The organism is Sphingomonas sp. Root241 (genome assembly GCF_001428865.1).
Lineage (GTDB): Bacteria > Pseudomonadota > Alphaproteobacteria > Sphingomonadales > Sphingomonadaceae > Sphingomonas.
In genome coordinates, this window is the sequence record NZ_LMIV01000001.1 from 1,273,669 (window position 1) to 1,296,954 (window position 23,286).

The following is a 23,286-nucleotide window of genomic DNA, read 5'->3' on the forward strand; positions in this document are numbered from 1 at the left end:
GCGAGTGAGTGCCGGCACGAAATGGGTGATCGCCAGCATCTCGCTCGGCGCGTTGGTACTGATCGCGGCAATTGTGGCGAGCTGGCCGCTCGCCCGCTTCATGCTCGAGCCGGGCAGGCAGCTGAAATCCTACTACACCCCCTCGCAGAGCATGCGGCCGACACTGGAAGTGAACGACCGGATTATGCCGCGCGCGGTGCGCCCCGGCGATCTCGCCCGCGGGACGGTTATATTATTCCGGATCGCCGATCAGGTGCGCGTCACGCGGATCGCGGCGATCGCCGGCGACCGGATCGCGATGCAGGATGGCATCGTGTTCCTCAACGGCAAGCCGATCGCGCAACGGCCAGTCGAACAACTGCAACCTGCCGAATTCGGTCGGCAGGAACAGCATCTGATCGAGCAATTTCCCGGTGAGGCGAAGCCGCATCTGATCCTCGACTCGGGGCCCGGTCCCGGCGACAATGTCGCAGAAGTGATCGTGCCGGTCGGCCATCTGTTCCTCTTGGGCGACAATCGCGACAACAGCGCCGATAGCCGTTATCCCCGCGAGGGCTACGGCATCGGCATGGTGCCGGAACGCAATGTGTTCGGCGTAGCGGATTTCATTCCCTGGTCGCCGAAGCGGGGCGTCATCGCGCGTCCGCTCGATGCGACCGATGGAGACGCCAAATGACCGAAATAACCCAAATCCCGGTCCGCAACGCCGATGGCAGCGAGGCGACGCTGGCGGATCATGCCGGCGAAGTGCTGCTGATCGTCAACACCGCTTCGAAATGCGGGTTCACGCCGCAATATGCCGATCTCGAGGCGCTGCAGCGCCAGTACAAGGATGGTGGATTTTCGGTTCTGGGATTCCCGTGCAACCAGTTCGGCGGGCAGGAACCGGGGGACGCGGCAGAGATCGCGAACTTCTGTTCGCTCACTTATGACGTGACCTTCCCGGTTTACGCCAAGGTGGACGTCAACGGTGCGGAGGCGGCGCCGTTGTTCAAGCATCTGAAGAAGGAAGCGCCAGGGCTGCTGGGATCCAAGGCGATCAAGTGGAACTTCACCAAGTTCCTCGTCGATCGCAGGGGCAAGGTGGTTGATCGCTATGCGCCGACCACTTCGCCCAAGGACATCGCCGGCGATATCGAGAAGTTGCTCTAGTCGATCAGTGCGTGGTCGGCCCGGGCAGGCAGATCACATATTGGCCGTTCTTCTCCATCATTGGCTTTTCGGACTCATCGCCTGCAACGAGCCCGCCCAGCCTGGTGAGCATCGCGACCATCGAAGTCGCACCGGCGAGCGGCCGGCCGCGTGGGTCGCGGCGCGGGGCGGGTCGGGCGCCCCGCGGCTCGCGACGACGCGGCGGGGCAAGGCGATGCAGGCGCTGCGCGACCGAGGACGCGTCGCCGGTGCGGCCGAACTCGCGCCACACCACACGAAAGCCCTGAGGCACCTGCGTCCATTCGCCTGCTTCCTCGCTGCGGATCAGATCACAGCCGCAGCGATGGCACATGCTGAATTCCAGCCCCTGATTCTGGTGACGCTTGGTCGCGGGTACGTGGTTCATCACGGAGCAGAGGACGGTCATCGCGGGCTTCACTCCTGGTTTCGGACCGCGGCTCGCCCAGGACGGGTACACCGCGATCGAAAGGTTGATCGCTGTTAACCATCCTTTCGGTCAGGTCGGGAGTGAGTCGCCATTCAGGTCGGTCCCCATAAGCGTCTGCCACCAAGGGATTTGTACGGATGTCACCGGTTACTATTTGGAAAGCTGTGGATAGCGGAGCGCCTGCGTTGGCAAAGCGGCCGGTGCGCGCCTAGGGTATCGCGATGGCGCATTCGGGATTCGTACCGCTCAGGGTCTTCTCCTCCTACACGATGCTTGAAGGCGCGATCGAGCCCAAGGCGATCGCAAAGCGTGCGCGCGAACTGGGCTTTCCCGCGGTAGGGGTTAGCGATCGCAACGGCCTCTACGCGGCCATGCCCTTCTCGGATGCATGCAAGAAATCGGGCGTGCAGCCGATCGTCGGCACGTTGCTCGCGGTCAAACGCCCCGAGCTGGCCGAAGGCGCGCCGGTCGCGATCGACTGGCTGGCACTCTATGCGCAGGACGAGGCGGGCTATCTGAACCTGTGCGACCTCGTCTCGATGGCGCATCTCGATCGCCCGATCGAGGAGGACGCGCATGTCCCGCTCGAAGCATTGAAAGGTCGTACCGAGGGATTGCTGTGTCTCACCGCCGGCGCCGAGGGCGCGTTGGCGCGGCTCTATGCCGAGGAGCAGGGCAATGCCGCCGAGGCCTATGCCCGCGAGCTCGAAGCATTGTTCCCGGACCGCCTGTACATCGAGATCGTTCGGCGGCTGAACGAAGTCGAAGGCAAGGCCGAGGCGCGGCTGCTCGATTATGCCTATGCACGCAACCTGCCGCTGGTCGCGACCAACCCTTGCTGCTTCGCCGATGAGAGCTTCCACGAAGCCCATGACGCGATGCTGTGCATTGCCAATTCCTCGTACATCGCCAGCGACGATCGTCCGCGCAGCTCCCCCGATGCGTGGATGAAGCCCGCGAACGAAATGAAGTCGCTGTTCGCCGATCTGCCCGAGGCGATCGCCAACACGCTCGTCGTCGCGCAGCGCTGCGCCTATGCCGCTCCCAAGCGCAAGCCGATCCTCCCCAGCCTCGCCGGCGACCGCGAAGGCGAGGCCGCGATGCTGCGCGAGCAGGCCCGCGAAGGGCTGGAGATGCGGCTGGCCAAGGCCGGAATCACCGCACCCGAGGAGCGCCAGCGATATGCCGACCGCCTCGAGTTCGAGCTCGACGTCATCATCCAGATGGGTTTCCCCGGTTATTTCCTGATCGTCGCGGACTTCATCAAATGGGCCAAGGCGCACGACATCCCGGTCGGCCCTGGCCGCGGCTCGGGTGCGGGCTCGGTGGTTGCCTGGGTGCTGACGATCACCGATCTCGATCCGCTCAAGCTCGGTCTGCTGTTCGAGCGCTTTCTCAATCCCGAACGCGTGTCGATGCCCGACTTCGACATCGATTTCTGCGAAACCCGCCGCGGCGAGGTGATCCGCTACGTCCAGGAAAAATACGGCCGCGATACCGTGGCGCAGATCATCACCTTCGGAACGATGAAGGCGCGCGCGGTGCTCAAGGACGTCGGCCGCGTGCTCCAGATGAGCTATGGCCAGGTCGATCGCCTCGCCAAGCAGATCCCGAACCACCCGACCGACCCCTGGACGCTGGAGCGCACGCTGAACGGCGTCAGCGAATTCAACGCCGAGTATAAGAACCACAGCGACGTCCGCCATCTGATCGACCTGTCGATGCGGCTCGAAGGCTTGCCGCGTCACTCGTCGACCCACGCCGCGGGCGTGGTGATCGGCGATCGCCCGCTCGCCGAGCTCGTCCCGCTCTATCGCGATCCGCGCTCGGACATGCCCGTCACGCAGTTCGACATGAAATATGTCGAGGCGGCGGGGCTGGTGAAATTCGACTTTCTCGGTCTCAAGACCCTGTCGGTACTCAAAAAGGCCGTCGAACTGCTCGCCGATCGCGGCATCGAAGTCGATCTCGACACGCTCAGCTGGGACGATCCCGAAGTCTATGACCTGCTCCAGCGCGGCAACACCGTCGGCGTGTTCCAGCTGGAATCGGAGGGCATGCGGCGCACGCTGACGGCGGTGCGGCCGACCAATTTCGGCGACATCATCGCGCTCGTCTCGCTCTATCGCCCGGGGCCGATGGACAACATCCCGAGCTTCGGCCACCGCAAGGGCGGGCGCGAGGAGATCGTCTATCCGCACGCCTTGCTCGAGCCCATCCTGAACGAGACCTATGGGATCTTCGTCTACCAGGAGCAGGTGATGCAGGCCGCGCAGGTGCTCGCCGGCTATACGCTGGGCGGCGCCGACATGCTCCGCCGCGCGATGGGCAAGAAGATCAAGGCGGAGATGGACGCCCAGCGCGCGATCTTCGTCGAAGGCTGCGGGCGCGTGAACGGCATCAAGCCCGCCAAGGCCAATGAGCTGTTCGACTTGATCGACAAGTTCGCCGGCTACGGCTTCAACAAGTCGCACGCCGCCGCCTATGCGCTGCTCGCGTATCAGACGGCCTGGCTCAAGACGCACCATCCGCACGAATTCTTCGCCGCGTCGATGGCGTATGACATCCACCAGACCGACAAGCTCGCGATCTTCGCCGACGACATGCGCCGGCTGTCGATCGAGTGCCTGCCGCCCGACATCAATACCAGCCTCGCCGATTTCCACGTCGAGAAGCACAAGGATGGGCTCGCGGTCCGTTATGCGCTCGGCGCGCTCAAGGGCGTCGGCGAGCGCGCGATGGAGCTGCTGGTCGAGGAACGCGATACCAAGGGTCGCTTCCAGTCGCTCGACGATTTCGCCAAGCGCGTCGATCCGCGGCTGCTCAACAAGCGCCAGGTCGAGACGCTCGCCGCCGCGGGCGCATTCGACGGGATCGAGCCCAACCGTGCGGGTGTCCATGCGGCGGCGGAGACGATCCTTGCGGTGGCCCAACGCACGCATGACAGCCGGACGAGCGGGCAGGGCGGCCTGTTCGGCGAATCCGAGCCGAGCGGCGGCGCGATCAACTTGCCGCGGAGCGCGCATTGGTCGCTCGCCGACAAGATCGCCGCCGAGAAGGACGCGTTCGGCTATTATTTCTCGGCGCACCCGCTCGATCGCTATTCGCACCTCGTCCGCAGCCAGGGAGCCCGCGAGATCGCCTCGCTCGGCGAGGTCCAGATCCCCGAGGGCGCTCGCATCGGCGCGACAATCGCGGCACTGATCGAAGATGCCCGTTGGCGCACCTCGGCGCGCGGCAACCGCTATCTGATGGCGACGATCTCCGATCAGAGCGGGCAGGTGCTCACCACCTGCTTCGACGATATTGCGGCCGCGGACATGGAAGAGGCGGCGCGTGCGGGGGGGTGCGCTGTGCTCACCGTCGAACTCGACAAGCGGCCGGGCGAGGATACGCCGCGCGTGTCGGTCAAGCGCGTCCAGCCGTTCGAGAGCATCGCCAATGTCGCGCGACTGCTGGTCGATCTGGTCATCGACGACGCGGCTGCGCTGCCCCGCCTCTCGGAGATGATCGGCGATGCTCGCGGCGGACGCTGCACCGTCCGTCTCTGGGCGCCGCTCGGGCCCGAGGGACAGGCCGAAGTGGTGATCGGCCGCAACTTCCGGATCGATGAGGAGCTGCTTGCGCGGATCGCCGAAATGCCCGGCGTGCGCTCGGCGGAGTTTGCCAGCACCGCAGCGATGCTCGCGGTAGCCGCCTAACTCCCCATCATCCTGGCCTTGTGCCGGAGGTGTGCCGGTAACGATTATTGCTGGCGACCGGTCCTCTCGACTCACCACACGTTCCAGGCATACCCTCTCCTCAAAAATAAGAGCGGAGAAGAGCGATGCTGGGTGGGATGCAGGATTTCGAGCTGCGCGTGATGCGTCTGCTCGATCACGCCGCGCGCGAGCATGGGCCGCGCGAGATCGTCACGCGCTGGGCCGACGGCACCGAGACTCGCACGAATTGGGCCGGGATCGCGCACGATGCTCGCCGGCTGGCGCAGGCGCTCGAACGGCTCGGGGTGCAGCCCGGTGAACGCGTCGCCACGCTGGCGATGAATCACAGCCGCCACCTCGTGGCGTGGTACGGAACGATCGGCATGGGCGGTGTCATCCACACGATCAACCCGCGCCTATTCGAGGATCAGCTCGCCTTCGTCGCCAACCATGCCGAGGACCGGGTGCTGCTGTATGACCGGGCCTTCCAGCCCATCGTTGACAAGCTCAAGCCGCAATGGAGCACGATCCGCCATTATGTCTGCTTCGACGATGGTGCGTTCGAAACGCTGCTAGACGCCGAAACCGGCGATTATGCCTGGGTCGAGGGCGGCGAGCGTGAGCCGTGCATGCTCTGCTACACCAGCGGCACCACCGGTAATCCCAAGGGCGTGCTCTACACGCACCGCTCGACCGTGATCCACGCGATCACCGAGCTCCAGCCCGCCGAGTTCGATCTCTCGACCCAATCGGTGGCGATGCCGATCGTGCCGATGTTCCACGCAGTCGGCTGGGGTCTGCCCTTCGCCGGCGCTGCGGTGGGCGCGAAGTTTGTCTTCTCGGCGATCAATGAGCCCAAAGTGCTGTGCGAACTGATGAATCGCGAGAAAGTGACGCACAGCGCAGGCGTGCCGACGGTCTGGTTCGCGATGTTCCAGTATATGGACGCGACCGGCGCGGCGCCCGAGCACCTGAAGATCGTCACGATTGGCGGCTCGGCGGCGCCGCGCGCGATGATCGAGCGCCTCATGAAGATGGGCATCCGCGTCAATCACGCCTGGGGAATGACCGAGACCTCGCCGATCGGCACGATGGGTGCGCCGTCGCCCGATTTCGATCGGCTCAGCTTCGAAGAACAGGTCGATCAGGTCTCGAAACAGGGCAAGGTGCCGTTCGGAGTCGAGCTGCGCGTGGTCGACGAGGAAGGCGTGGAGCAGCCGCGCGACGGCAAGAGCTCCGGCCGCCTCCAGGTCCGCGGTCCCTGGATCATCCGCCAATATTTCGGCGAGGAGCAGCTCGCGGTCGATCCCGACAATTGGTTCGACACCGGCGACGTCGCCGTCCTCCACCCGGACGGGACGATGCAGATCACCGATCGCGCCAAGGACGTGATCAAATCGGGCGGCGAATGGATCAGCTCGGTCGAGCTGGAGAATGCCGCTGTCGGCTGCGCCGGTGTCGCCGAGGCGGCGGCGATCGGGGTGTTCCATCCCAAATGGGACGAGCGCCCGATCCTGCTGGTGGTCCGCAAGCCCGATAGCGCTGTGACCGTCGATCAGATTCAAGCATATCTCGAGAAGCAGGTGGCCAAATGGTGGCTGCCCGACGAGATCCACTTCGTCGAGAGCCTGCCGCACACCGCCACCGGCAAGCTACTCAAGACTGCGATTCGCGCGCAGTACAAGGACTTCAAGCTGGCCGCGGCCTGAAACCCCCTCGCCCCAAGGGAGAGGGAAACTATCTCCCCAATACCGCCGCGCTGACCTCGCTCGCCTTCGCGTCCTTGAACCGCGCGCAGTTGCGGATCGCCTCCAGCGCGCGGTCGAGATCGAGCGTGCTGTCGTTGGCGAGTTGCGGACGCAATTTGGCGTCGACCGCGGTTGCCGCCTCGTTGGTGCACAGCACGTTGAACATCTGCGCGGCACGTGCCGAGAAGATGCCGCCGCCGCCCGCCGCCTTGGAGAAGGTGTCGAAATTGGTCAGCATATAGTCCGAGGCGATATCGCGCGTCTTCGACGATCCCAGGAAGCTGGAGGTCGCATAGAGCCGGCCGACCTGCGGCAGGCGCGGATCCTTGAACTCGTTCAGGAACCAGCGCGCGACATCGGGATTGCCCGAATTGCCGATCGCCTGGAACGCGATTTGGCGCAGCATCGGATCCTGTCCGGCAAGCCCCTTTTCCGCGACGGCCTTCGCCAGCGGCACACCCTTGTCCTCGATGTCCAGCGACAGTGCGAGCTGCCCGAATTGCGGATCGAGCGCCTTGGCGTCACCGGCCAGATATGCGTCGGCCGCGGCAGTCAGCTTGGCTCGCACGGCGGCGTCGCCCCCGGCGCCGGCGACAAGCTGCACCATGTCGCTGCGCAGCTTCTTGCGGTCCGGCGTGTCGGATGCATGCGCGCCCGCGGCGGGATCGAAGCCGAGCTGGGCGAGCTTGGGGCCATAGATATCGGCAATCAGCTTGCGGTAGGCGGGAAGCGCCGCGTCGCTGATCAATCCGCGCCGCAGCATCCCGCGCAGCCGCGTGCCGTTGTCGAGCGCGGCGTTGGAGGCGGGGTGCGCCGCCATCGCGCGCGCCAGCGCCACCAGCTGCGGATATTTGGCCTTGCCCGCATAGAACGACGCCCAGAGGCTGTCGGTGACGGCCAACGCCTCGCCTTCGGGAAGCGTCGGTGCGGCCGCGATCAGCGCGTTCCACTCCGCCGGGTCCATGTCGAAGCGATAATAACCCCAGCCGCCCGCATTGGGGACGATCACGCCGTCGCCCTTCGCCTCGATCGCGCCGCTCGGCTTGTCGAGAAGCGTGCAGCTGCGCACCGCCGCGCGGCGGACGCAGACCGGCAGGATCCATTGGGTGGCGGGCAGGTTGCTGCCGAAATAGGCATAGCGTGACTGGCTGGCGGTCAATGCATCGCCGTCGCGCTTCAGCGTCACCACCGGCACGCCCTGCTGATCGACGAAGCTCCTGAGCGACGCCAGCACGCGCGGATCGTGCGCGGCGCTGGCGAGCGAATCGAAGAACTGGTCGGTGGTGGCGTTGCCGTGATGGTAACGCTGCATGTGCAGCCGTACGCCGTCGCGGAACTTCTCCTCGCCCAGATAGGCGGCGATCATCGCCACCACCTGGCCGCCCTTGCCATAAGTGATCTGGTCGAACGCCGCGTCGATATTGGCGTCGTTGGTGATCTTCTCGTGGATCGGGCGCCCGGCGCCGAGTGCGTCGATCTGCATCGCGTCGAACGCTTCGTCGATCGCCGAGACGCCGATGTTTAGGTCGGGTCGCCACTCGTTGCCGATGCGATAGCCCATCCAGTTGGCGAAGCTCTCGTTGAGCCAGATATCGTCCCACCAGGCTGGCGTGACGACATCGCCGAACCATTGGTGCGACAGCTCGTGCGCGACGACCATGCCGAAGGTCTGCTTGTCCTCGGTCGGCGCGTTCTCGTCCAGGAAGAGGATGCCGTCGCCATAGATGTCGGCGCCCGCATTCTCCATCGCGCCCGGCATCACCGGCGAGCCGATCTGGTCGAGCTTCGGATAGGGAAAGGGTTGGTCGAAATAATGCTCGAGCAAGGCGACGATCTTCTTGGAGCCCTCGAGCGCATAGGCCATCTGCCCGGCATAGGGCTTGGTGCCGACGATGCGCAGCGGCAGCGGCTTCGGGCGTTGCGGCGTAGCGGGCACGGCGCCCTGAACGGTGACGAACGGCCCGGTCACGAGCGCGACGAGATAGGTCGGCAGCGGCTCGGTCGGCGCGAAACGGTGCTTGACCAGCTTGCCCACGGAGAGCGGCTTGCCCTGCTCGGGCGCGTTGCTGACCGCGACGAAGCCGGGCTTCGTGGTCACGCTGACGGTGAAGGGTGTCTTGTATCCGGGCTGGTCGAACGACGGGAAGGCCGCGCGCGCGTCGATCGATTCGAACTGCGACCAGCTATACCAGTCGTCGCCTACCTTGATCCGGTACAGCCCCGAGGGCCCGCCTGCGAACGCTGCGTCGTAATCGAACTTGAGCGTCAGCTTGCCCGCAGGAATCGTTCGGCCGAAATCGACTTGCGCCAGTCCGGTCGGGCTCTTCTGCGTGAAGGTGACAGGCGTCTCGCGCTTGCCGATCTTCACGACGGCCTTCGCCACCTTGAGGTCGCGTCCGTGCATGAAGATCGAGGCTGCGGGCTGCTTCAGCTCGACGTCGATCTCGGTATGGCCGGAGAAGCGCTCCCGCTCGGGCAGGATCGTCATGTCGAGCCGATAGGCGATCGGCTTCACCGTATCGGGGAGCTTGCCGGTCGGGAGCGGCGGGGCGGATTGGGCGAGAGCGGAAGCGGGGACAACGAAGGCGCAGAGCGCAAGCAGGAAGACGCGCATCGGGATTCCTTGAAGGGATAAAGACGCTTAAGCGGCGAACTGCTCTAGGGCAATAGCACACCGGAGGCCTTGCGGGCTGCCTGCGCTTGGTTCACCTTCGCATGCGCAAAAGAGGACGCTGCATGGATCAGGCGGATGGCGTGACGGTTGGAACCGCAGCGGCGAGCGCGGCGGCGGTGATGTTGCCGGCGCGGCCCGAGCCGATCCGGGTTGTCCCGTCCGAGACCGCCGTCGTCGTGATCGACATGCAGAACGCCTATGCCTCGTCCGGCGGCTATGTCGATCAGGCGGGGTTCGACATTTCGGGCGCGGCGGGGACGATCGACCAAATCTCCAAGGTGCTCGACGTGGCGCGTGGGGCGGGTGTGCAGGTGGTCTATCTGCAGAATGGCTGGGACCCGGATTATGTCGAGGCGGGCGGCCCCGGATCGCCCAATTGGCACAAATCCAATGCGCTCAAGACGATGCGCAAGCGTCCCGAACTGGCCGGCCAGCTGCTCGCACGCGGCGGCTGGGACTATGATCTGGTCGACGGGCTCAAGCCGCAGCCGGGCGACATCGTCATCGGCAAGACGCGCTATTCGGCCTTCTTCAATTCGCAGCTCGATTCCGTGCTGCGCTCTCGCGGCATCAAGACGATCGTGTTCGTCGGCATCGCCACCAATGTCTGCGTCGAGAGCACGCTGCGCGATGGCTTCCACCTCGAATATTTCGGCGTGATGCTCGAGGACGCGACGCACCATCTCGGTCCGCCGATGATGCAGGAGGCGACGGTGTACAATGTCGAGAAATTCTTCGGCTGGGTGAGCACCACCGCGGATTTCTGCGGCAGCTTCGGCCAGATCCCCAAGGAGTAAATAATGCCTTTCGAACCGATCAACCCGCCGCAATTCCCCACTCCGATCGCACCCTATTCGGCCGGCGCGAAGGCGGGAAATACGGTCTATGTCTCGGGCGTGCTGGCGCTGGGCGAGGGGGGAGTGGTACTCCATGTCGGCGATGCTGCCGCGCAGACCCGGCACGTGCTCGACGTGATCAGGATCACGCTGGAGGCCGCGGGAGCAACCCTTGAGGACGTGGCGATGAACCATATCTTCCTCAAGGATTTGGGCGATTATGCCGCGTTCAATGCGGTCTATGCCGAGTATTTTCCCGGTGCCAAGCCCGCGCGCTATTGCATCAAATGCGATCTGGTGAAGCCCGACTGTCTTGTCGAGATCGCCAGCGTGGCGCACATCGGTTGATCCATGGGCTCTATTGGGAGGAGCATGGCAGCGGCCCGCCGCTGATCCTTTCGGCGGGACTGGGCGGATCGGGCAATTACTGGCTGCCGAACCTGCCGGCGCTCGCCGAGCGCCACCGCGTCATCCTCTACGACCATCGCGGCACTGGCCGCAGCGACCGCACGCTGCCCGAGACGGTGACGGTCGAGCAGCTGGGTGACGACATCCTCGCGCTGATCGAAGGGCTTGGCCTGCGCAGCGCCACGATCATCGGCCACGCCGCGGGCGCGGCAGCCGGGCTGGCGGCTGCACTCACGGCCCCTGGACGCATCGACCGGCTCGTCCTCGTCAATGGCTGGTCGGCGCCCGACCCGCATTTCCTGCGCTGCTTCGAGACGCGGCTGGCACTGCTGCGCGACAGCGGCCCGCGTGCCTATCTGCGCGCCCAGCCGCTCTTTCTCTATCCGGCCAACTGGATGTCCGAGAACGCTGCGCGACTCGCCGCCGAGGATGAGGCCCATCTCGCCCATTTCGCCGGGGCTGAGACCTATGAGAAGCGCATCGCCGCGCTCGCCGCCTTCGATGTCGACGCGCATCTTGGCGAAATAACCGCGCCCACTCTTGCGCTCGCCGCCACCGATGACATGCTCGTGCCCAGCAACTGCTCGACGCGGCTGGCGGAGGGCATCGCGGGAGCCAGACTGGCAACGATGCCCTGGGGCGGCCACGCCTGCAACGTGACCGATCCCGAAACCTTCAACCGCCTCGTGCTCGATTTTCTGGGGGAATAGCCATGCAAGTCGGTGTCTTCGTGCCCATCAACAACAATGGCTGGCTGATCAGCGAGAACGCGCCGCAATACATGCCGAGCTTCGATCTCAACAAGGAGATCGCGATCCGCGCCGAGAAGCACGGCCTCGATTTCCTCCTCTCGATGATCAAGCTGCGCGGTTTTGGCGGCAAGACCGAGTTTTGGGAATATGGCCTCGAAAGCTTCACGCTGATGGCCGGACTCGCCGCGGTAACCGAGAAGATCAAGATCTACGCGACATGCCCCACGCTGGTGATCCCGCCCGCCTTTGCCGCGCGGATGTGCAACACGATCGACAGCATCAGCCATGGCCGCTTCGGATTGAACCTGATCACCGGCTGGCAGCGCCCCGAGTACAGCCAGATGGGCCTGTGGCCGGGCGACGAGCATTTCCGCAACCGTTACCAGATGCTCGACGAATATGCCCGGATCCTGCGCGAGCTGTGGGAAACCGGACGCAGCGATTTCAAGGGCGAATATTACCAGATGGACGACTGCCTCGTCCGGCCGAAGCCCGAAGGCGACATGAAGATCATCTGCGCAGGCTCCTCGGACGAAGGCCTCGCATTCTCGGCAAAGTGGGCGGATTATGCCTTCTGCCTCGGCAAGGGCGTCAACACGCCCACCGCCTTCGCCTTCAACAACGAGCGCCTCGCCGCCGCGACCGAAAAGACCGGACGCGACGTCTCGGTCTTCGTCCTCGTCATGATCATCGCCGCCGAGACCGATGCGGAGGCAATGGCCAAGTGGAAGTCGTACAATGACGGCGTCGATATCGACGCGATCTCCTGGCTCAAGGATCAGGGCGCGGCCGACAAGCACAATGCCACCACCAATGTCCGCCAGCTCGCCGCGCCCGAGGGGGCGGTGAACATCAACATGGGCACCTTAGTTGGCAGCTATGAGAGCGTCGCGCGGATGCTCGACGAGATGGCCGAAGTGCCCAATACCGGCGGCGTGCTGCTCACTTTCGACGACTTCCTCGAAGGCGTCGAGAATTTCGGCACGCGCATCCAGCCGCTGATGAAGAGCCGCCAAGGCTGATCTTGCGTACCCGAAACGATTAGGCTAGGGCCCCGCATCCCGCGGGTCTCGGCCACGGGGCGAATTGGAGAAGAGAATTGCTGGACTTCCATTTCCTGTCGGGGATCACCCCGGGAAGCGTCCGCACTCTCCCGTAAACGCCTGACCCAGGCGTCGCGGGGAGGGCAGCTGCTCCCCCGCGGATAAATCCCACAAACGAATGAAACGCCCCGAGCGAAGCCGCGCGTCTGCGCACCGTCTAGCCGGGCCGGGATTGGGTTATGATGCACGAACACGAAATCGTCCGGGGCATGCTGCTCCGGATCGGCCGGGATGTCTCCGGCACCACGCCGCTGGCCAAGGCGGTGCTCGGCTGGGCGCGTCCGCATGCGCGCTGGCTGCTCGGCGAGCGCGATGAGAAGGCGCGGCTCGGCTGGCGCGATCTGCGCAAACCGGCGATCCTCGACGTGCCGGGCGACCCGGTGCGCCCGCTCGAGGTCGCGTGGCGGCTGGCGGAGGCGCTGCGCTTCGATGCGGCGGACACGCGCGTGCTCGTCGCGGCAGTGGCGATCGAGCGTTGCCCACGGGCCCGCGCGCTCGGCCAGGTGCTCGCCGAGCAGGAATACGACCTCTCGCAGATGCTCGCCGAATTGGCGGGGATCGAGCCGCACGCGCTGCGCCGTTCGCAGCCGCTGCGGCTCGGGCTGGTCAAGCTCTACACGCGGCGCGGCGGCGGCGTGGAGATCGACATCGGCTGGACGGTCGATCGGTTGATCGAGCGCCCGGTGGCCGATGCCGACGGGCTGCTCGAGATCGCGGTAGGCCCACGCCAGCAGGCGCGGCTCGGCCCCGGCGACTTCATCGGGCGCGAGGCCGATATCGGCTTTCTCGTCCGGCTGCTCGCTGGTGCGGTCAGTGCCCGCGCGGCGGGGGTCAACATCCTGGTCCACGGGCCGCCGGGAACCGGCAAGACCGAGCTCGCGCGCACGCTCGCGGCGGCGGCCGATGTGCCGCTCTACAGCGTGGGTGAGGCCGATGAGGATGGCGACGAACCGACTCGCTGGGACCGCGTCAACGCGCTCAAGCTGGCGCACCGCATGCTCGCCGAGCGCGGAGGCGCGGCGTTGCTGTTCGACGAGATGGAAGACCTGATCGGCGACGTGCAGCCGGGCAAGGGCGACTGGATGCGCGGACGCCAGGGATCGAAGCTTTGGGTCAACCGGCTGGTCGAGACCAATCCGGTGCCTGTGCTCTGGACGACCAACGCGATCGGCAACCTCGATCCGGCGATCGTCCGGCGGATGAGCTATGTCCTGCATCTTGGCACGCCGTCGCATGCGGCGGGGCTCGGCATGCTCGATCGCATCGGCCGCGAGGAAGGCGTCGCCTTTCCCGACGCGGTGCGCGCGCTGGTCGGCGCTGCGCCCGAGGCGGCGTCGGTGCTGCGCGTCGCGGCGCGGGCAGGGCAGCTCGCCGGCGAGCCCGAGGATATCGGGCGCGCCGCCGAGTCGCTCGTCCTCGCGCTGCGGCGGGGTGCGCCCGTGCCGGTGGTGGACGGCACGGTCGACCTCTCGCTGTTCGAAGCGGACCGCGATCTCGAGGCGTTGTTCGCCGGTATCGCCGCGCCGGGCGCGCCGGCGGACATCTCGCTGCTGCTCACTGGGCCGCCGGGCACGGGAAAGACCGGTCTCGCGCACCATCTCGCGCGTGCGCTCGATCGGCCGCTGCTCGTCAAGCGCGCGTCGGATCTGCTCTCGAAATGGGTGGGCGGGACGGAGCAGCAGATTGCCGAGTCGTTTCGCGAGGCCGAGCTGCGCGGCGCGGTGTTGCTGTTCGACGAAGTGGATTCGCTCCTCTTCGATCGCGGCACCGCGACGCGCAATTGGGAGGTGGGGCAAGTGAACGAGCTGCTGAGCTGGCTCGATCGCCACCCCTTGCCGTTCGTGGCGGCGACCAACCATGTCGAGCGGCTCGACCCCGCGGCGCTCCGGCGCTTCGTGTTCAAGCTCCAGCTCGATCCGCTCGGGCCGGCCCGCGCGGCGGCGGCGTGGGAACGCTTCTTCGGCAGTCCGGCACCCGCCGGGCTGGCGGAGATCGCCAATCTGACGCCGGGCGATTTCGCGGTCGTACGGCGCCAGCTCCGTTTCGCCGGCGGGGACACGGGCTTCATCCTCGCGCGGCTCCGCGCCGAGGTCGAGGCCAAGCCCGGGGCGACGGGGCGGCTGGGGTTCTGAACCCCGGCCGCCCCGGCCATTGCCTCGAAGGCGTCTGTGCTTATGGTAGCGCTATCGTGCGGTGGAGGATGCAGATGGCGAAGATGCGCGGGCTGATCGGCCTGCTGGCGGCATTGTGTCTGGGCGGCACGGCAATTGCTCAGGACAAATCGCACTGGGTGGCGAGCTGGGCGACCTCGCAGATGGTGCCGACGAACGAGAATGTCGCGCCCGCCGGGGACCTCACCGATGCGACACTCCGGCAAATCGTCCGCGTCACGATCGGCGGCAAGCGCCTGCGCGTGCGGCTGTCCAACGCATTCGGCACTGCGCCGCTCGTGATCGGTGCTGCGAGCGTCGCGCTGTCAGCCGACAACACTTCCTCACGCGTCGTTCCCGCTACGCTGAAACCGCTGGCGTTCGGCGGCAGCGCAAGCGTGACGATCCCCGCCGGCGCCGATTATCTCTCCGATCCGGTCGATCTGCCCGTCGCCCCGGGCGCCGATCTAGCGCTCACCCTCCACTTGCCGAGCCCGCCCGATCGCCAGACCGGCCACCCCGGTGCACGCGGCCACAGCCATTTCGCGCACGGCCAGCAGGTCATGGCCGAAGCGCTGACGGGCGCGAAGACCTCCACCCGCTGGTATGTGATCGGCGGCGTCGAAGTCGACGCGCCCGGCGCGCAGGCGCTCGTCATCCTCGGCGATTCGATCACTGACGGCTATGGTGTCCAGCCCAACACCAACGCCCGCTGGCCCGATCGGCTCGCGGTGCGGCTGCGCGCCAATCCGGCGACCCGCAACATGGCAGTGCTCAACGCCGGCATCGGCGGCAACCGGCTGCGGCTCGACGGCACCGGTCCCAATGCGCTCGCCCGTTTCGAGCGTGAAGTGCTGTCGCCGCCCGGTGTCACGCATTTGCTGGTGATCGAAGGGATCAACGATCTCGGCACGCTCACCCGCGACGCGCCGGCGACGCCCGAGCAGCATGCCGCTCTGGTCCGCGAGATGATCGGCGTGCTCCGGCAGATCGTCGCCCGATCGCGGGCGCACGGCATCAAGGTGATCGGCGGTACGATCATGCCTGACGGTGCCTCCGGCTATTACCACCCCGACGCCGCCAACGAAGCCGATCGCGCCGCGGTCAATGCCTGGATCCGTGCGCCGGGCAATTTCGACGCGGTCGTGGATTTCGACGCCGCGATGCGCGACCCGGCGAACCCGACGCGGCTGCGGCCCGATCTGGACTCGGGCGACGGGCTGCATCCCTCGATCGTGGGGTACCAGACGATGGCCGATGCCGTGCCGCTGGCGGTGCTGGCGCCGCGAAAGCACTAGAACAACTCCCCCTGTGGCCCCGGCGGTGGGCGGAACAGGTCGGTGCGCAGCCGCAACCGCTCTCCATCCAACCCATAGCGCTTTGCCGCTATGTGGAAGCGTTTGCGCAGCAGCTCGGCCCAAGGGCCTTGCCCGCGCATCCGGGAGTGGAAATCGGGATCGTTGTCGCGCCCGCCGCGGATCGACTGGATCGTCGCCATCACCTTGCCCGCACGATCGGGGAAATGCGTGTCGAGCCACGCGCGGAACAAAGGCGCTACTTCGTGCGGCAGCCGCACCGGCAGGAAGAAGGCGCTGCGCGCCCCGGCCTCCGCAGCCTTTTCGAGGATATGCTCCATCTCATGATCGGTGACCGCCGGAATTACCGGCGCCATCGAAACGAACACGGGGATCCCCGCATCGGTCAGCGTGCGAACCGCCGCTAGCCGCTTGGCCGGGGAGGGCGCGCGCGGCTCGACGGTCATCGCGATCCGGGGATCGAGCGACGTGATCGAAAGCATCACCGCCGCCAGCCCCTTCGCCGCCATCGGTGCGAGCAGGTCGATGTCGCGGGTCACCCGATCGGACTTGGTGGTGATCGTGATCGGATGGTCGCATGCGGCCAGCACTTCGATGCAGCCGCGGGTGATCCGCCACTTGCCTTCGATCGGCTGATAGGGATCGGTGTTCGTCCCGAACGCTACGGGCTTGCACACATAGCCGCGCTTCGCGAGTTCGGCGCGCAGCAGCACGGGCGCATCGGGCTTGGCGAACAATCGCGTCTCGAAATCGAGCCCGGGCGAGAGATCGTGATAGGCGTGGCTCGGCCGCGCGAAGCAATAGATGCAGCCATGCTCGCAGCCACGATACGGATTCACCGATCGATCGAAAGCGATATCGGGCGAGTTGTTGCGCGTGATGATCGTCTTCGGCTTCTCGATCGTTACCGTGGTGCGCAGCGGCGGCGCCTCGCCGTCCACGGTCTCGCGTTCGTCGCGCCAGTCGCCGTCCTCCTCGCGTTCGGGCAGGTTGAAGCGAATGCTGTCGCGATTGAGCGTGGCGCCGCGAATGGCCCGAGTCTTTGCCATTGCCACATGCTATGCCGTGCGCTAGAACATAGCAAGAACATTGGAGGGAAAGATGGCGCGTATTTCGTATGTAGAGCTGCCGGTGAAGAACGTCGCGGGCGTGCGCGATTTCTATGCCCGGGCATTCGGCTGGGCCTTCACCGATTTCGGCCCCGATTATTCGGCGACGACCGGCGGTGATGTCGATATCGGGCTCAACGGCAGCAAGGATCAGGCGATCACGCACTTGCTCCCGATCGTCGAGGTGCAGGATCTCGAGGCTGCGCTGGACAGCGTGACGGCAGCGGGTGGCGAAGTGACCGTGCCGATCTTCGCTTTCCCCGGCGGCCGCCGCTTCCACTTCCGCGATCCCGACGGCAACGAACTCGGCGTTTTCGTCAACGAGCCCGAATAGCGCGGATTGCGCGAACGGAGGCGGCTGCTAAGTCTCGCGGTTCATCAAGGGGGAAATCGATGCGCCTGCTTCCGTTCACCACCGGCATTGCCGCGCTTTGCCTGTCCGCGCCGGCATCCGCCGAGGATGCCAAGCCCTGTGGTGCCGGCCTGATCTGCGCCAGCAAGCCCGAGACCGTGATGGCGGCGATGGAGAAAGCGGAGCTCAAGCCCAAGCTGACCAAGGACGGCGACGGCGATCCGATGATCGAGAGCGACGAATCCTCCTATCATTTCGACATCTATTTCTATGGCTGCGTCGATCACAAGAACTGTGACTCGCTGCGTTTCGAAACCGTGTTCGAAAAGGCGCCGGAGAACACGCCCGAATTCGTCAACAAGTGGAACTCGAAGAAGCGCTTTCTCCAGGCTTTTGTCCGCACCGACGGACAATTGGGCGTCGCCTATGACGTTGCGACCATCGGCGGACTCAATGCGGCGAACTTCGCCGACGTACTTGCCTGGTGGAATTCGCAGCTCGCCGAGCTCGCGACCTTCTTCAAGGAAGAGTTGAACCTGCCGGATGCCAAGGCGGACAAGCCGAAGAGTTGAGCCCTAAAATTCCTCCCGCGAAGCGGGAGAGGGGGACCAGCGAAGCTGGTGGAGGGGGCGTAGCCGTGGGCAGTGTCGCTTGGGGCCAAGCCCCCTCCGTCGCCTTCGGCGCCACCTCCCCCGCTGCGCGAGGGAGGATTGAACCTGCTACCGCTCCATCAACCGCGGCATCAGCTCGACGAAGTTGCACGGCTTGTGGCGGATATCGAGCTGGCTCGCGAGGATCCCGTCCCACGCATCGGTGACCGCGCCGGTCGAGCCCGGCAACGCGAAGATATAGGTGCCGCGCGCCACGCCCGCGGTCGCGCGCGACTGGATCGTCGAGGTGCCGATGCTCTGATAACTCAGCCAGCGGAACAGCTCGCCGAAGCCGGGGATCTCCTTGTCCCACACCCGCGCCAGCGCCTCGGGCGTGATGTCGCGCCCGGTAACGCCGGTGCCGCCGGTGGTGAGGATCACGTCGATCTGCGGATCATCGATCCACGCGTGGAGCCTGCTGACGATCCCTTCGACGTCGTCGCGCACGAGTCCGCGGTCGGCGAGTTCGTGGCCCGCGCCGGTCAGTCGCTCGACCAGCCGGTCGCCCGAACGATCGTCCGCCAACGTCCTCGTGTCGGAAATAGTGAGCACCGCGATCCGGACCGGCCGGAACGTGACAGTCTCGTCAATTGCCACCGGCAACCTGTGCGCTGGCCGGCAGCTGCGGAGTGAGGCGCGCGCTGACCTTGACTGCCTTTGCGCCCGGCAGCCCGGGGAATTTCGGCCACAACCCCTGTGTCAGCGCCTGCCGGCTCGCCGAGGCGCGGCCCTCCTGGTTCTCGTACATCCAGTAATTGCGCAGCACGGTCATCACATAGCCGCGCGTCTCCCAATAGGGGATGCTCTCGATGTAGAGCAGTGGATCGCCGTTATCGCGGCTCATCGTATTCCACAGCGCGACCGGGCTCGGCCCGGCATTGTAGGCGGCGATCACCTTGGGCAGCAGCCCCTGCGTGAAGGGCTGGTCGCGCAATTGCTCGAGATAGGACTGGCCGATCTCCATGTTGACCGAAGGCTTGGTCAGATCGGACGCGGCATAGGTCACGCCCTGACGGCGGCCCACGTCGATCGCGGCGCCGGTCTTGACCTGCATGAGGCCCATCGCACCGGCAGCACTGCGGACCTCGGCATTGAAGCGTGATTCCTGCAGCGTGTGCGCGAACACAAGAGCCTTGTCGACACGCCAGCCGCCCGCGGGAGTCCAGTTGGGCGAGGGGTAGCGCGCCTGGACCAGCGGCCGCGCGCCCGCCGGGCCGTTATGCGAGAGCCAGAGCTGTGTCGCGGCAAGGTTGAGCCGCCCGGCGAGGCGCGTGAGCGAAGCATGGTCGCCGGGGGTGCAAAATTTGGCCTGGTGGCGCAGCACTTCGTTGGCGAGGCCATCTTCGCCGATCTCGGTGAGCGCCGCGGCGACGCGGACGTTCGGGCGCCGCTCGAGCGCGCGCCAATCCTCAGCGACGAAGCGTTCGCCGGTCACCGGCTTTTCCTGGATGCCGAGCGCGGCCCTGGCGAGCAGCCCGTAATAGGTCTCGCCGAACTGCGCCGCGGCCTTGAGCCGCACGCCGACTTTTTCCGGCCGCCCGCACGCCATGTCGGCGCGAGATGCCCAATAGAAGCCCGCCGAGCGGAGTTCGGTATCGCTGGCGCGCATCGCGACGCGCTCGAAGGCGTCCGCCGAGGCGTTGCAATCGCCTTGCCGCCACGTCGCCAGCCCCGCGACCCAATCGGCCTGGCCGACCCAGTCGCCCACACCGAGCTGGGCCTTTTCGGCCACGCGGCGCGCGTTGACGTCGTCGCCGGCGACATAATAGATCCAGGCGACCTTCTGCTGCCATTCGGTCAGCGCCTCGGGCGTCAGGTCGGGCGCGAACTTCTCCACCACCGCTTCGGCCGAGACGCCGTCATCGGCCTTGACGAAGGGCTGGATCTCGATCGCGACCGAAGTCGCGGCGGTGTCGCTCCTGATCGAACGCGCGCGCTGGCGGACCGGCGCGCCGTCGAACCAGATCAGCCGCGAGGCGGCGGGGAGGACAGGCGTGTCCATCGCGCCGCGTGCCTTGGCCATCCGCACGAGCTGCTCGGCCTGTGGCAGGTCGGGCGCCTCGGCGAGCAGCGCCATGATCGACGCGACATCCACCTTCGGCGAATTCTTGGCGGTGTAGATTTCGGCGCGGGCGAGGGCGTGGAGCGGCCCGGGCTTCATCGAATCGAGCTGGAGCTGCGCGTCGGTCCATTGTTCGGCGCGGATCGCGGCGAACACGCGGCGATATCCGGCGCGCTGATCGGCATCGAGCTGGTCGGGCACGCCGTCGCCGTCGCGCATCGCGCTCGGCACGGCCGGGCGGGCGTCGGCATTGAGGTCGTCGGCATGCGCCGTCGCAGGCAATACGAGCAGCGCCGCGGCAAGGATGGTACGCTTGATCACTCGGTCCCCCGGCTCAACAGCAGCAGATGCTTCCAGGCTTCGCCCTTGGCCGCCGGCCGCTCCAGCAGGAAACGGGGATGGAAGCTCGCCACTGCGAGGGTTTTGGCATTAAATTGGTTAACGGCGCGTATAGGATTTGTTAGGGATTCGCCGTTCGTCTCAGCCAGTACACGGCTGGCCGATTGTCCGAGCAGAAACAGCTTCTGCGGACGGAGCAACGACAAATGATGCCGCGCCAGCTCGATCAGCTGGGCTTCGTCGGCCGGCGCGATCCGTCCGGTCAGCGGCCGCGTCCAGGCGAGCGGCAGCAGATGGACCGATTCGCGGCTCAATCCGATCGCCGCGAGCATCTTGTCGAGCAGCCGGCCGGCCGGTCCCGACATCAGGGTTTCGGAATCCTCGGCTTCGGGAACGTCAGTGACGAGCACCCATTCGGCATCGGCCGGACCCGTCGGCACGAAGCGCGGCATATGCCATCCGGCCTCGGGCGCGGCGTCGCTCATCCGCCATTCGACGAACGCCTCGAGCGTATCGGGCAGCGCCTCGACCGCAGGTGCCGCTACGGCAAGCTCCGCCGCTGCGGGCGCGGCAGGCGGCGGCGTCCGCGCCAGCCAGTCGCGCACATCGTCCTCGACGAGCATGTCGACGCCGGCGTCGCGCCACCATTCGAGCGTGCTCGCGATGGCCTTTTGCCAATCCTGAACCGGTTCCCCTCCCATACCCTATCTTTGAATCCTGGTTGACGTCGCGGTCAATCTTCTTCCAATCCCGAGCAGACAGGACGTTGCGGAACCACGACGACAGGCGCGACGCTACGTCCTACGAACAGACTCGGCAGGGATTAAGAGGATGAGTGAACGAGAGTCGATGCCTTATGACGTCGTGATCGTCGGCGCGGGCCCCTCGGGCCTCGCCGCGGCGATCCGGCTCAAGCAGCTGGCGGCGGAGGGCGAGCAGGAGCTTTCGGTGTGCATCCTCGAGAAAGGCTCCGAGGTCGGCGCGCATATCCTGTCCGGCGCCGTGGTCGATCCGCGCGCGCTCGACGAGCTGCTGCCCGACTGGCGCGACGATTGTCCGCTCGCCGCCACACCGGTCACCGAGAACCATCACTGGATCCTGACCGAAAAGGGCAAAGCGAGCTTCCCCGAGTTCATCACGCCGCCTTTTCTCCACAACAAGGGCACCTACACGGGCTCGTTGGGTAATCTCTGCCGCTGGCTGGCCGGCAAGGCCGAAGAGCTGGGCGTCGAGATATTCCCCGGCTTCGCGGCCGCCGAGATTCTCTACAATGACGACGGCAGCGTGAAGGGCGTCGCCACCGGCGACATGGGCGTCGCCCGCGACGGGCACCACAAGCCCGATTACGCCCCCGGCCTCGAGCTCCACGCGAAGTACACCCTGTTCGGCGAGGGCGTTCGCGGCCATCTCTCCAAGCAGCTGCAGCGCCAATTCGACCTGTGCAGGGGTGCCCAGCCGCAGGTCTATGGCATCGGCATCAAGGAACTCTGGGATATCGACCCGGCGAACCACCTCCTCGGCAAGGTGATCCACACCCAGGGCTGGCCCCTCAAGGACGGCGAGTCCAACGGTGGCGGCTTCCTCTATCACCAGGCCGACGGGCAGGTGGCCTTGGGCTTCGTCGTCTGGCTCAACTACAAGAACCCCTATCTCTCGCCCTTCCACGAGATGCAGCGCTGGAAGACCCACCCGGCGATCGCCGCGATCCTCAAGGGCGGCAAGCGCGTCTCCTACGGCGCCCGCGCGATCAGCGACGGCGGCTGGCAGTCGGTGCCCAAATTGGTGATGCCCGGCGCCGCGCTGATCGGCGACACTGCCGGTTTCCTCAATGTGCCGCGCATCAAGGGCACCCACACTGCGATGAAGTCCGGCATGATGGCCGCCGAAGCCGCCTTCGCTGCGGTGCAGGCCGGCCGCTCGAACGACGAGCTCACCGCCTATCCCGAGGCCTACAAGACCAGCTGGGTCGAGAAGGAGCTGCGCGGCGTCCGCAACGTCGTGCCTCTGGTCAAGAAGTTCGGCGACATTTGGGGCACGATCCTCTCGGGCGCGGCGATGTGGATGGAACTGATCGGGCTGCGCTGGCCCTTCACGATGAAGCACCATCCCGATCACGAGAGCCTGTGGCACGCCAGCGCAGCCACGCCGATCGAATATCCCAAGCCCGACGGCGTCCTCACTTTCGACCGGCTGTCCTCGGTGTTCATCTCGAACACCAATCACGAGGAGGACCAGCCGGTCCATCTGACGCTCAAGGATCCCGACATCCCGATCGGTTACAATCTTCCGGTGTACGCCGAGCCGGCCCAGCGTTACTGTCCGGCGGGTGTGTACGAGGTCGTAGGGGAAGGTGATGATCTGCGGTTCCAGATCAACGCGCAGAATTGCGTGCACTGCAAGACCTGCGACATCAAGGACCCCACCCAGAACATCAACTGGGTGGTTCCCGAAGGCGGCGGCGGCCCCAATTACCCGAACATGTAGCC

Annotated in this window: 19 protein-coding genes; 13 read left to right on the plus strand and 6 right to left on the minus strand. The window is 66.0% G+C overall.

The window, feature by feature from the left end; genetic code table 11:
* Positions 1-4 precede the first annotated feature (4 nt).
* A complete protein-coding gene (gene lepB, locus ASE13_RS05900; protein ID WP_056612617.1) occupies positions 5-676 on the plus strand; it encodes a signal peptidase I in 672 nt (223 codons plus the stop codon).
* On the plus strand, positions 673-1,152 hold the full coding sequence (locus ASE13_RS05905) for a glutathione peroxidase (protein ID WP_056612619.1): 480 nt from the start codon (positions 673-675) through the stop codon (positions 1,150-1,152). Before lepB ends, ASE13_RS05905 begins: the two co-directional genes overlap by 4 nt.
* 4 nt (positions 1,153-1,156) lie before the next feature.
* On the opposite strand, the gene ASE13_RS05910 is transcribed toward ASE13_RS05905, so the two are convergent.
* A complete protein-coding gene (locus ASE13_RS05910; protein WP_156404751.1) occupies positions 1,157-1,579 on the minus strand; it encodes a hypothetical protein in 423 nt (140 codons plus the stop codon).
* A 242-nt stretch (positions 1,580-1,821) separates the two neighbouring features.
* Here ASE13_RS05910 and dnaE point away from each other — a divergent pair, with 242 nt between their 5' ends.
* Positions 1,822-5,301 carry a DNA polymerase III subunit alpha gene (dnaE, locus tag ASE13_RS05915; protein ID WP_056612623.1) on the plus strand — a complete coding sequence of 1,160 codons (3,480 nt, stop codon included), beginning with the start codon at positions 1,822-1,824 and terminating at the stop codon, positions 5,299-5,301.
* A 125-nt stretch (positions 5,302-5,426) separates the two neighbouring features.
* Positions 5,427-7,010 (plus strand): long-chain fatty acid--CoA ligase, encoded by a 1,584-nt coding sequence (locus ASE13_RS05920; protein ID WP_056612625.1) that lies wholly within the window; start codon positions 5,427-5,429, stop codon positions 7,008-7,010.
* A 28-nt stretch (positions 7,011-7,038) separates the two neighbouring features.
* Here the strand turns inward: ASE13_RS05920 and ASE13_RS05925 are convergent, their stop codons facing one another.
* The gene (locus ASE13_RS05925) at positions 7,039-9,663 is read right to left on the minus strand and encodes a M1 family metallopeptidase (protein WP_056612627.1); all 2,625 of its coding nucleotides are present in this window, start codon (positions 9,661-9,663) and stop codon (positions 7,039-7,041) included.
* Positions 9,664-9,785: 122 nt separating this feature from the next.
* Here ASE13_RS05925 and rutB point away from each other — a divergent pair, with 122 nt between their 5' ends.
* The 6 genes from rutB to ASE13_RS05955 all read left to right on the plus strand — a co-directional run bounded on the left by rutB (position 9,786) and on the right by ASE13_RS05955 (position 16,270).
* Complete coding sequence (rutB, locus tag ASE13_RS05930; protein WP_056612629.1) at positions 9,786-10,520, plus strand: pyrimidine utilization protein B; 735 nt, start codon at positions 9,786-9,788, stop codon at positions 10,518-10,520.
* A 3-nt stretch (positions 10,521-10,523) separates the two neighbouring features.
* Positions 10,524-10,907 (plus strand): pyrimidine utilization protein C, encoded by a 384-nt coding sequence (gene rutC, locus ASE13_RS05935; protein WP_056614791.1) that lies wholly within the window; start codon positions 10,524-10,526, stop codon positions 10,905-10,907.
* Positions 10,904-11,677: a pyrimidine utilization protein D gene (rutD, locus tag ASE13_RS05940; RefSeq protein WP_235536860.1), complete on the plus strand. Its 774-nt coding sequence runs from the start codon at positions 10,904-10,906 to the stop codon at positions 11,675-11,677. The genes rutC and rutD overlap by 4 nt, the downstream gene beginning before the upstream one ends.
* A gap of 2 nt (positions 11,678-11,679) precedes the next feature.
* Positions 11,680-12,741 carry a pyrimidine utilization protein A gene (gene rutA, locus ASE13_RS05945; RefSeq protein ID WP_056612634.1) on the plus strand — a complete coding sequence of 354 codons (1,062 nt, stop codon included), beginning with the start codon at positions 11,680-11,682 and terminating at the stop codon, positions 12,739-12,741.
* 263 nt (positions 12,742-13,004) lie between these two features.
* Positions 13,005-14,954 (plus strand): AAA family ATPase, encoded by a 1,950-nt coding sequence (locus ASE13_RS05950; protein ID WP_056614795.1) that lies wholly within the window; start codon positions 13,005-13,007, stop codon positions 14,952-14,954.
* A 74-nt stretch (positions 14,955-15,028) separates the two neighbouring features.
* Positions 15,029-16,270, plus strand: a complete 1,242-nt coding sequence (locus ASE13_RS05955; protein WP_156404752.1) for an SGNH/GDSL hydrolase family protein — start codon at positions 15,029-15,031, stop codon at positions 16,268-16,270.
* Here the strand turns inward: ASE13_RS05955 and ASE13_RS05960 are convergent.
* Positions 16,267-17,337 (minus strand): PA0069 family radical SAM protein, encoded by a 1,071-nt coding sequence (locus ASE13_RS05960; RefSeq protein WP_056612639.1) that lies wholly within the window; start codon positions 17,335-17,337, stop codon positions 16,267-16,269. The two genes, ASE13_RS05955 and ASE13_RS05960, sit on opposite strands and share 4 nt — an antisense overlap.
* Positions 17,338-17,389: 52 nt before the next feature.
* Between ASE13_RS05960 and ASE13_RS05965 the strand changes: the two genes are divergently transcribed.
* Positions 17,390-17,731, plus strand: a complete 342-nt coding sequence (locus ASE13_RS05965; protein ID WP_056612641.1) for a VOC family protein — start codon at positions 17,390-17,392, stop codon at positions 17,729-17,731.
* A gap of 59 nt (positions 17,732-17,790) precedes the next feature.
* The gene (locus ASE13_RS05970; protein WP_056612644.1) at positions 17,791-18,321 is read left to right on the plus strand and encodes a YbjN domain-containing protein; all 531 of its coding nucleotides are present in this window, start codon (positions 17,791-17,793) and stop codon (positions 18,319-18,321) included.
* Between the two features lie 147 nt (positions 18,322-18,468).
* On the opposite strand, the gene moaB is transcribed toward ASE13_RS05970, so the two are convergent.
* From moaB to ASE13_RS05985, 3 genes are read right to left on the minus strand one after another with little or no spacing between them, the layout of a single operon-like run.
* Positions 18,469-18,996 carry a molybdenum cofactor biosynthesis protein B gene (gene moaB / locus ASE13_RS05975; protein WP_056612646.1) on the minus strand — a complete coding sequence of 176 codons (528 nt, stop codon included), beginning with the start codon at positions 18,994-18,996 and terminating at the stop codon, positions 18,469-18,471.
* Positions 18,986-20,782, minus strand: a complete 1,797-nt coding sequence (locus ASE13_RS05980) for a lytic transglycosylase domain-containing protein (protein WP_235536861.1) — start codon at positions 20,780-20,782, stop codon at positions 18,986-18,988. Before ASE13_RS05980 ends, moaB begins: the two co-directional genes overlap by 11 nt.
* A complete protein-coding gene (locus tag ASE13_RS05985; protein ID WP_056612648.1) occupies positions 20,779-21,501 on the minus strand; it encodes a uracil-DNA glycosylase family protein in 723 nt (240 codons plus the stop codon). Before ASE13_RS05985 ends, ASE13_RS05980 begins: the two co-directional genes overlap by 4 nt.
* Before the next feature lie 130 nt (positions 21,502-21,631).
* Between ASE13_RS05985 and ASE13_RS05990 the strand changes: the two genes are divergently transcribed.
* On the plus strand, positions 21,632-23,284 hold the full coding sequence (locus tag ASE13_RS05990) for an electron transfer flavoprotein-ubiquinone oxidoreductase (RefSeq protein WP_056612650.1): 1,653 nt from the start codon (positions 21,632-21,634) through the stop codon (positions 23,282-23,284).
* The last annotated feature ends 2 nt before the right edge of the window (positions 23,285-23,286 follow it).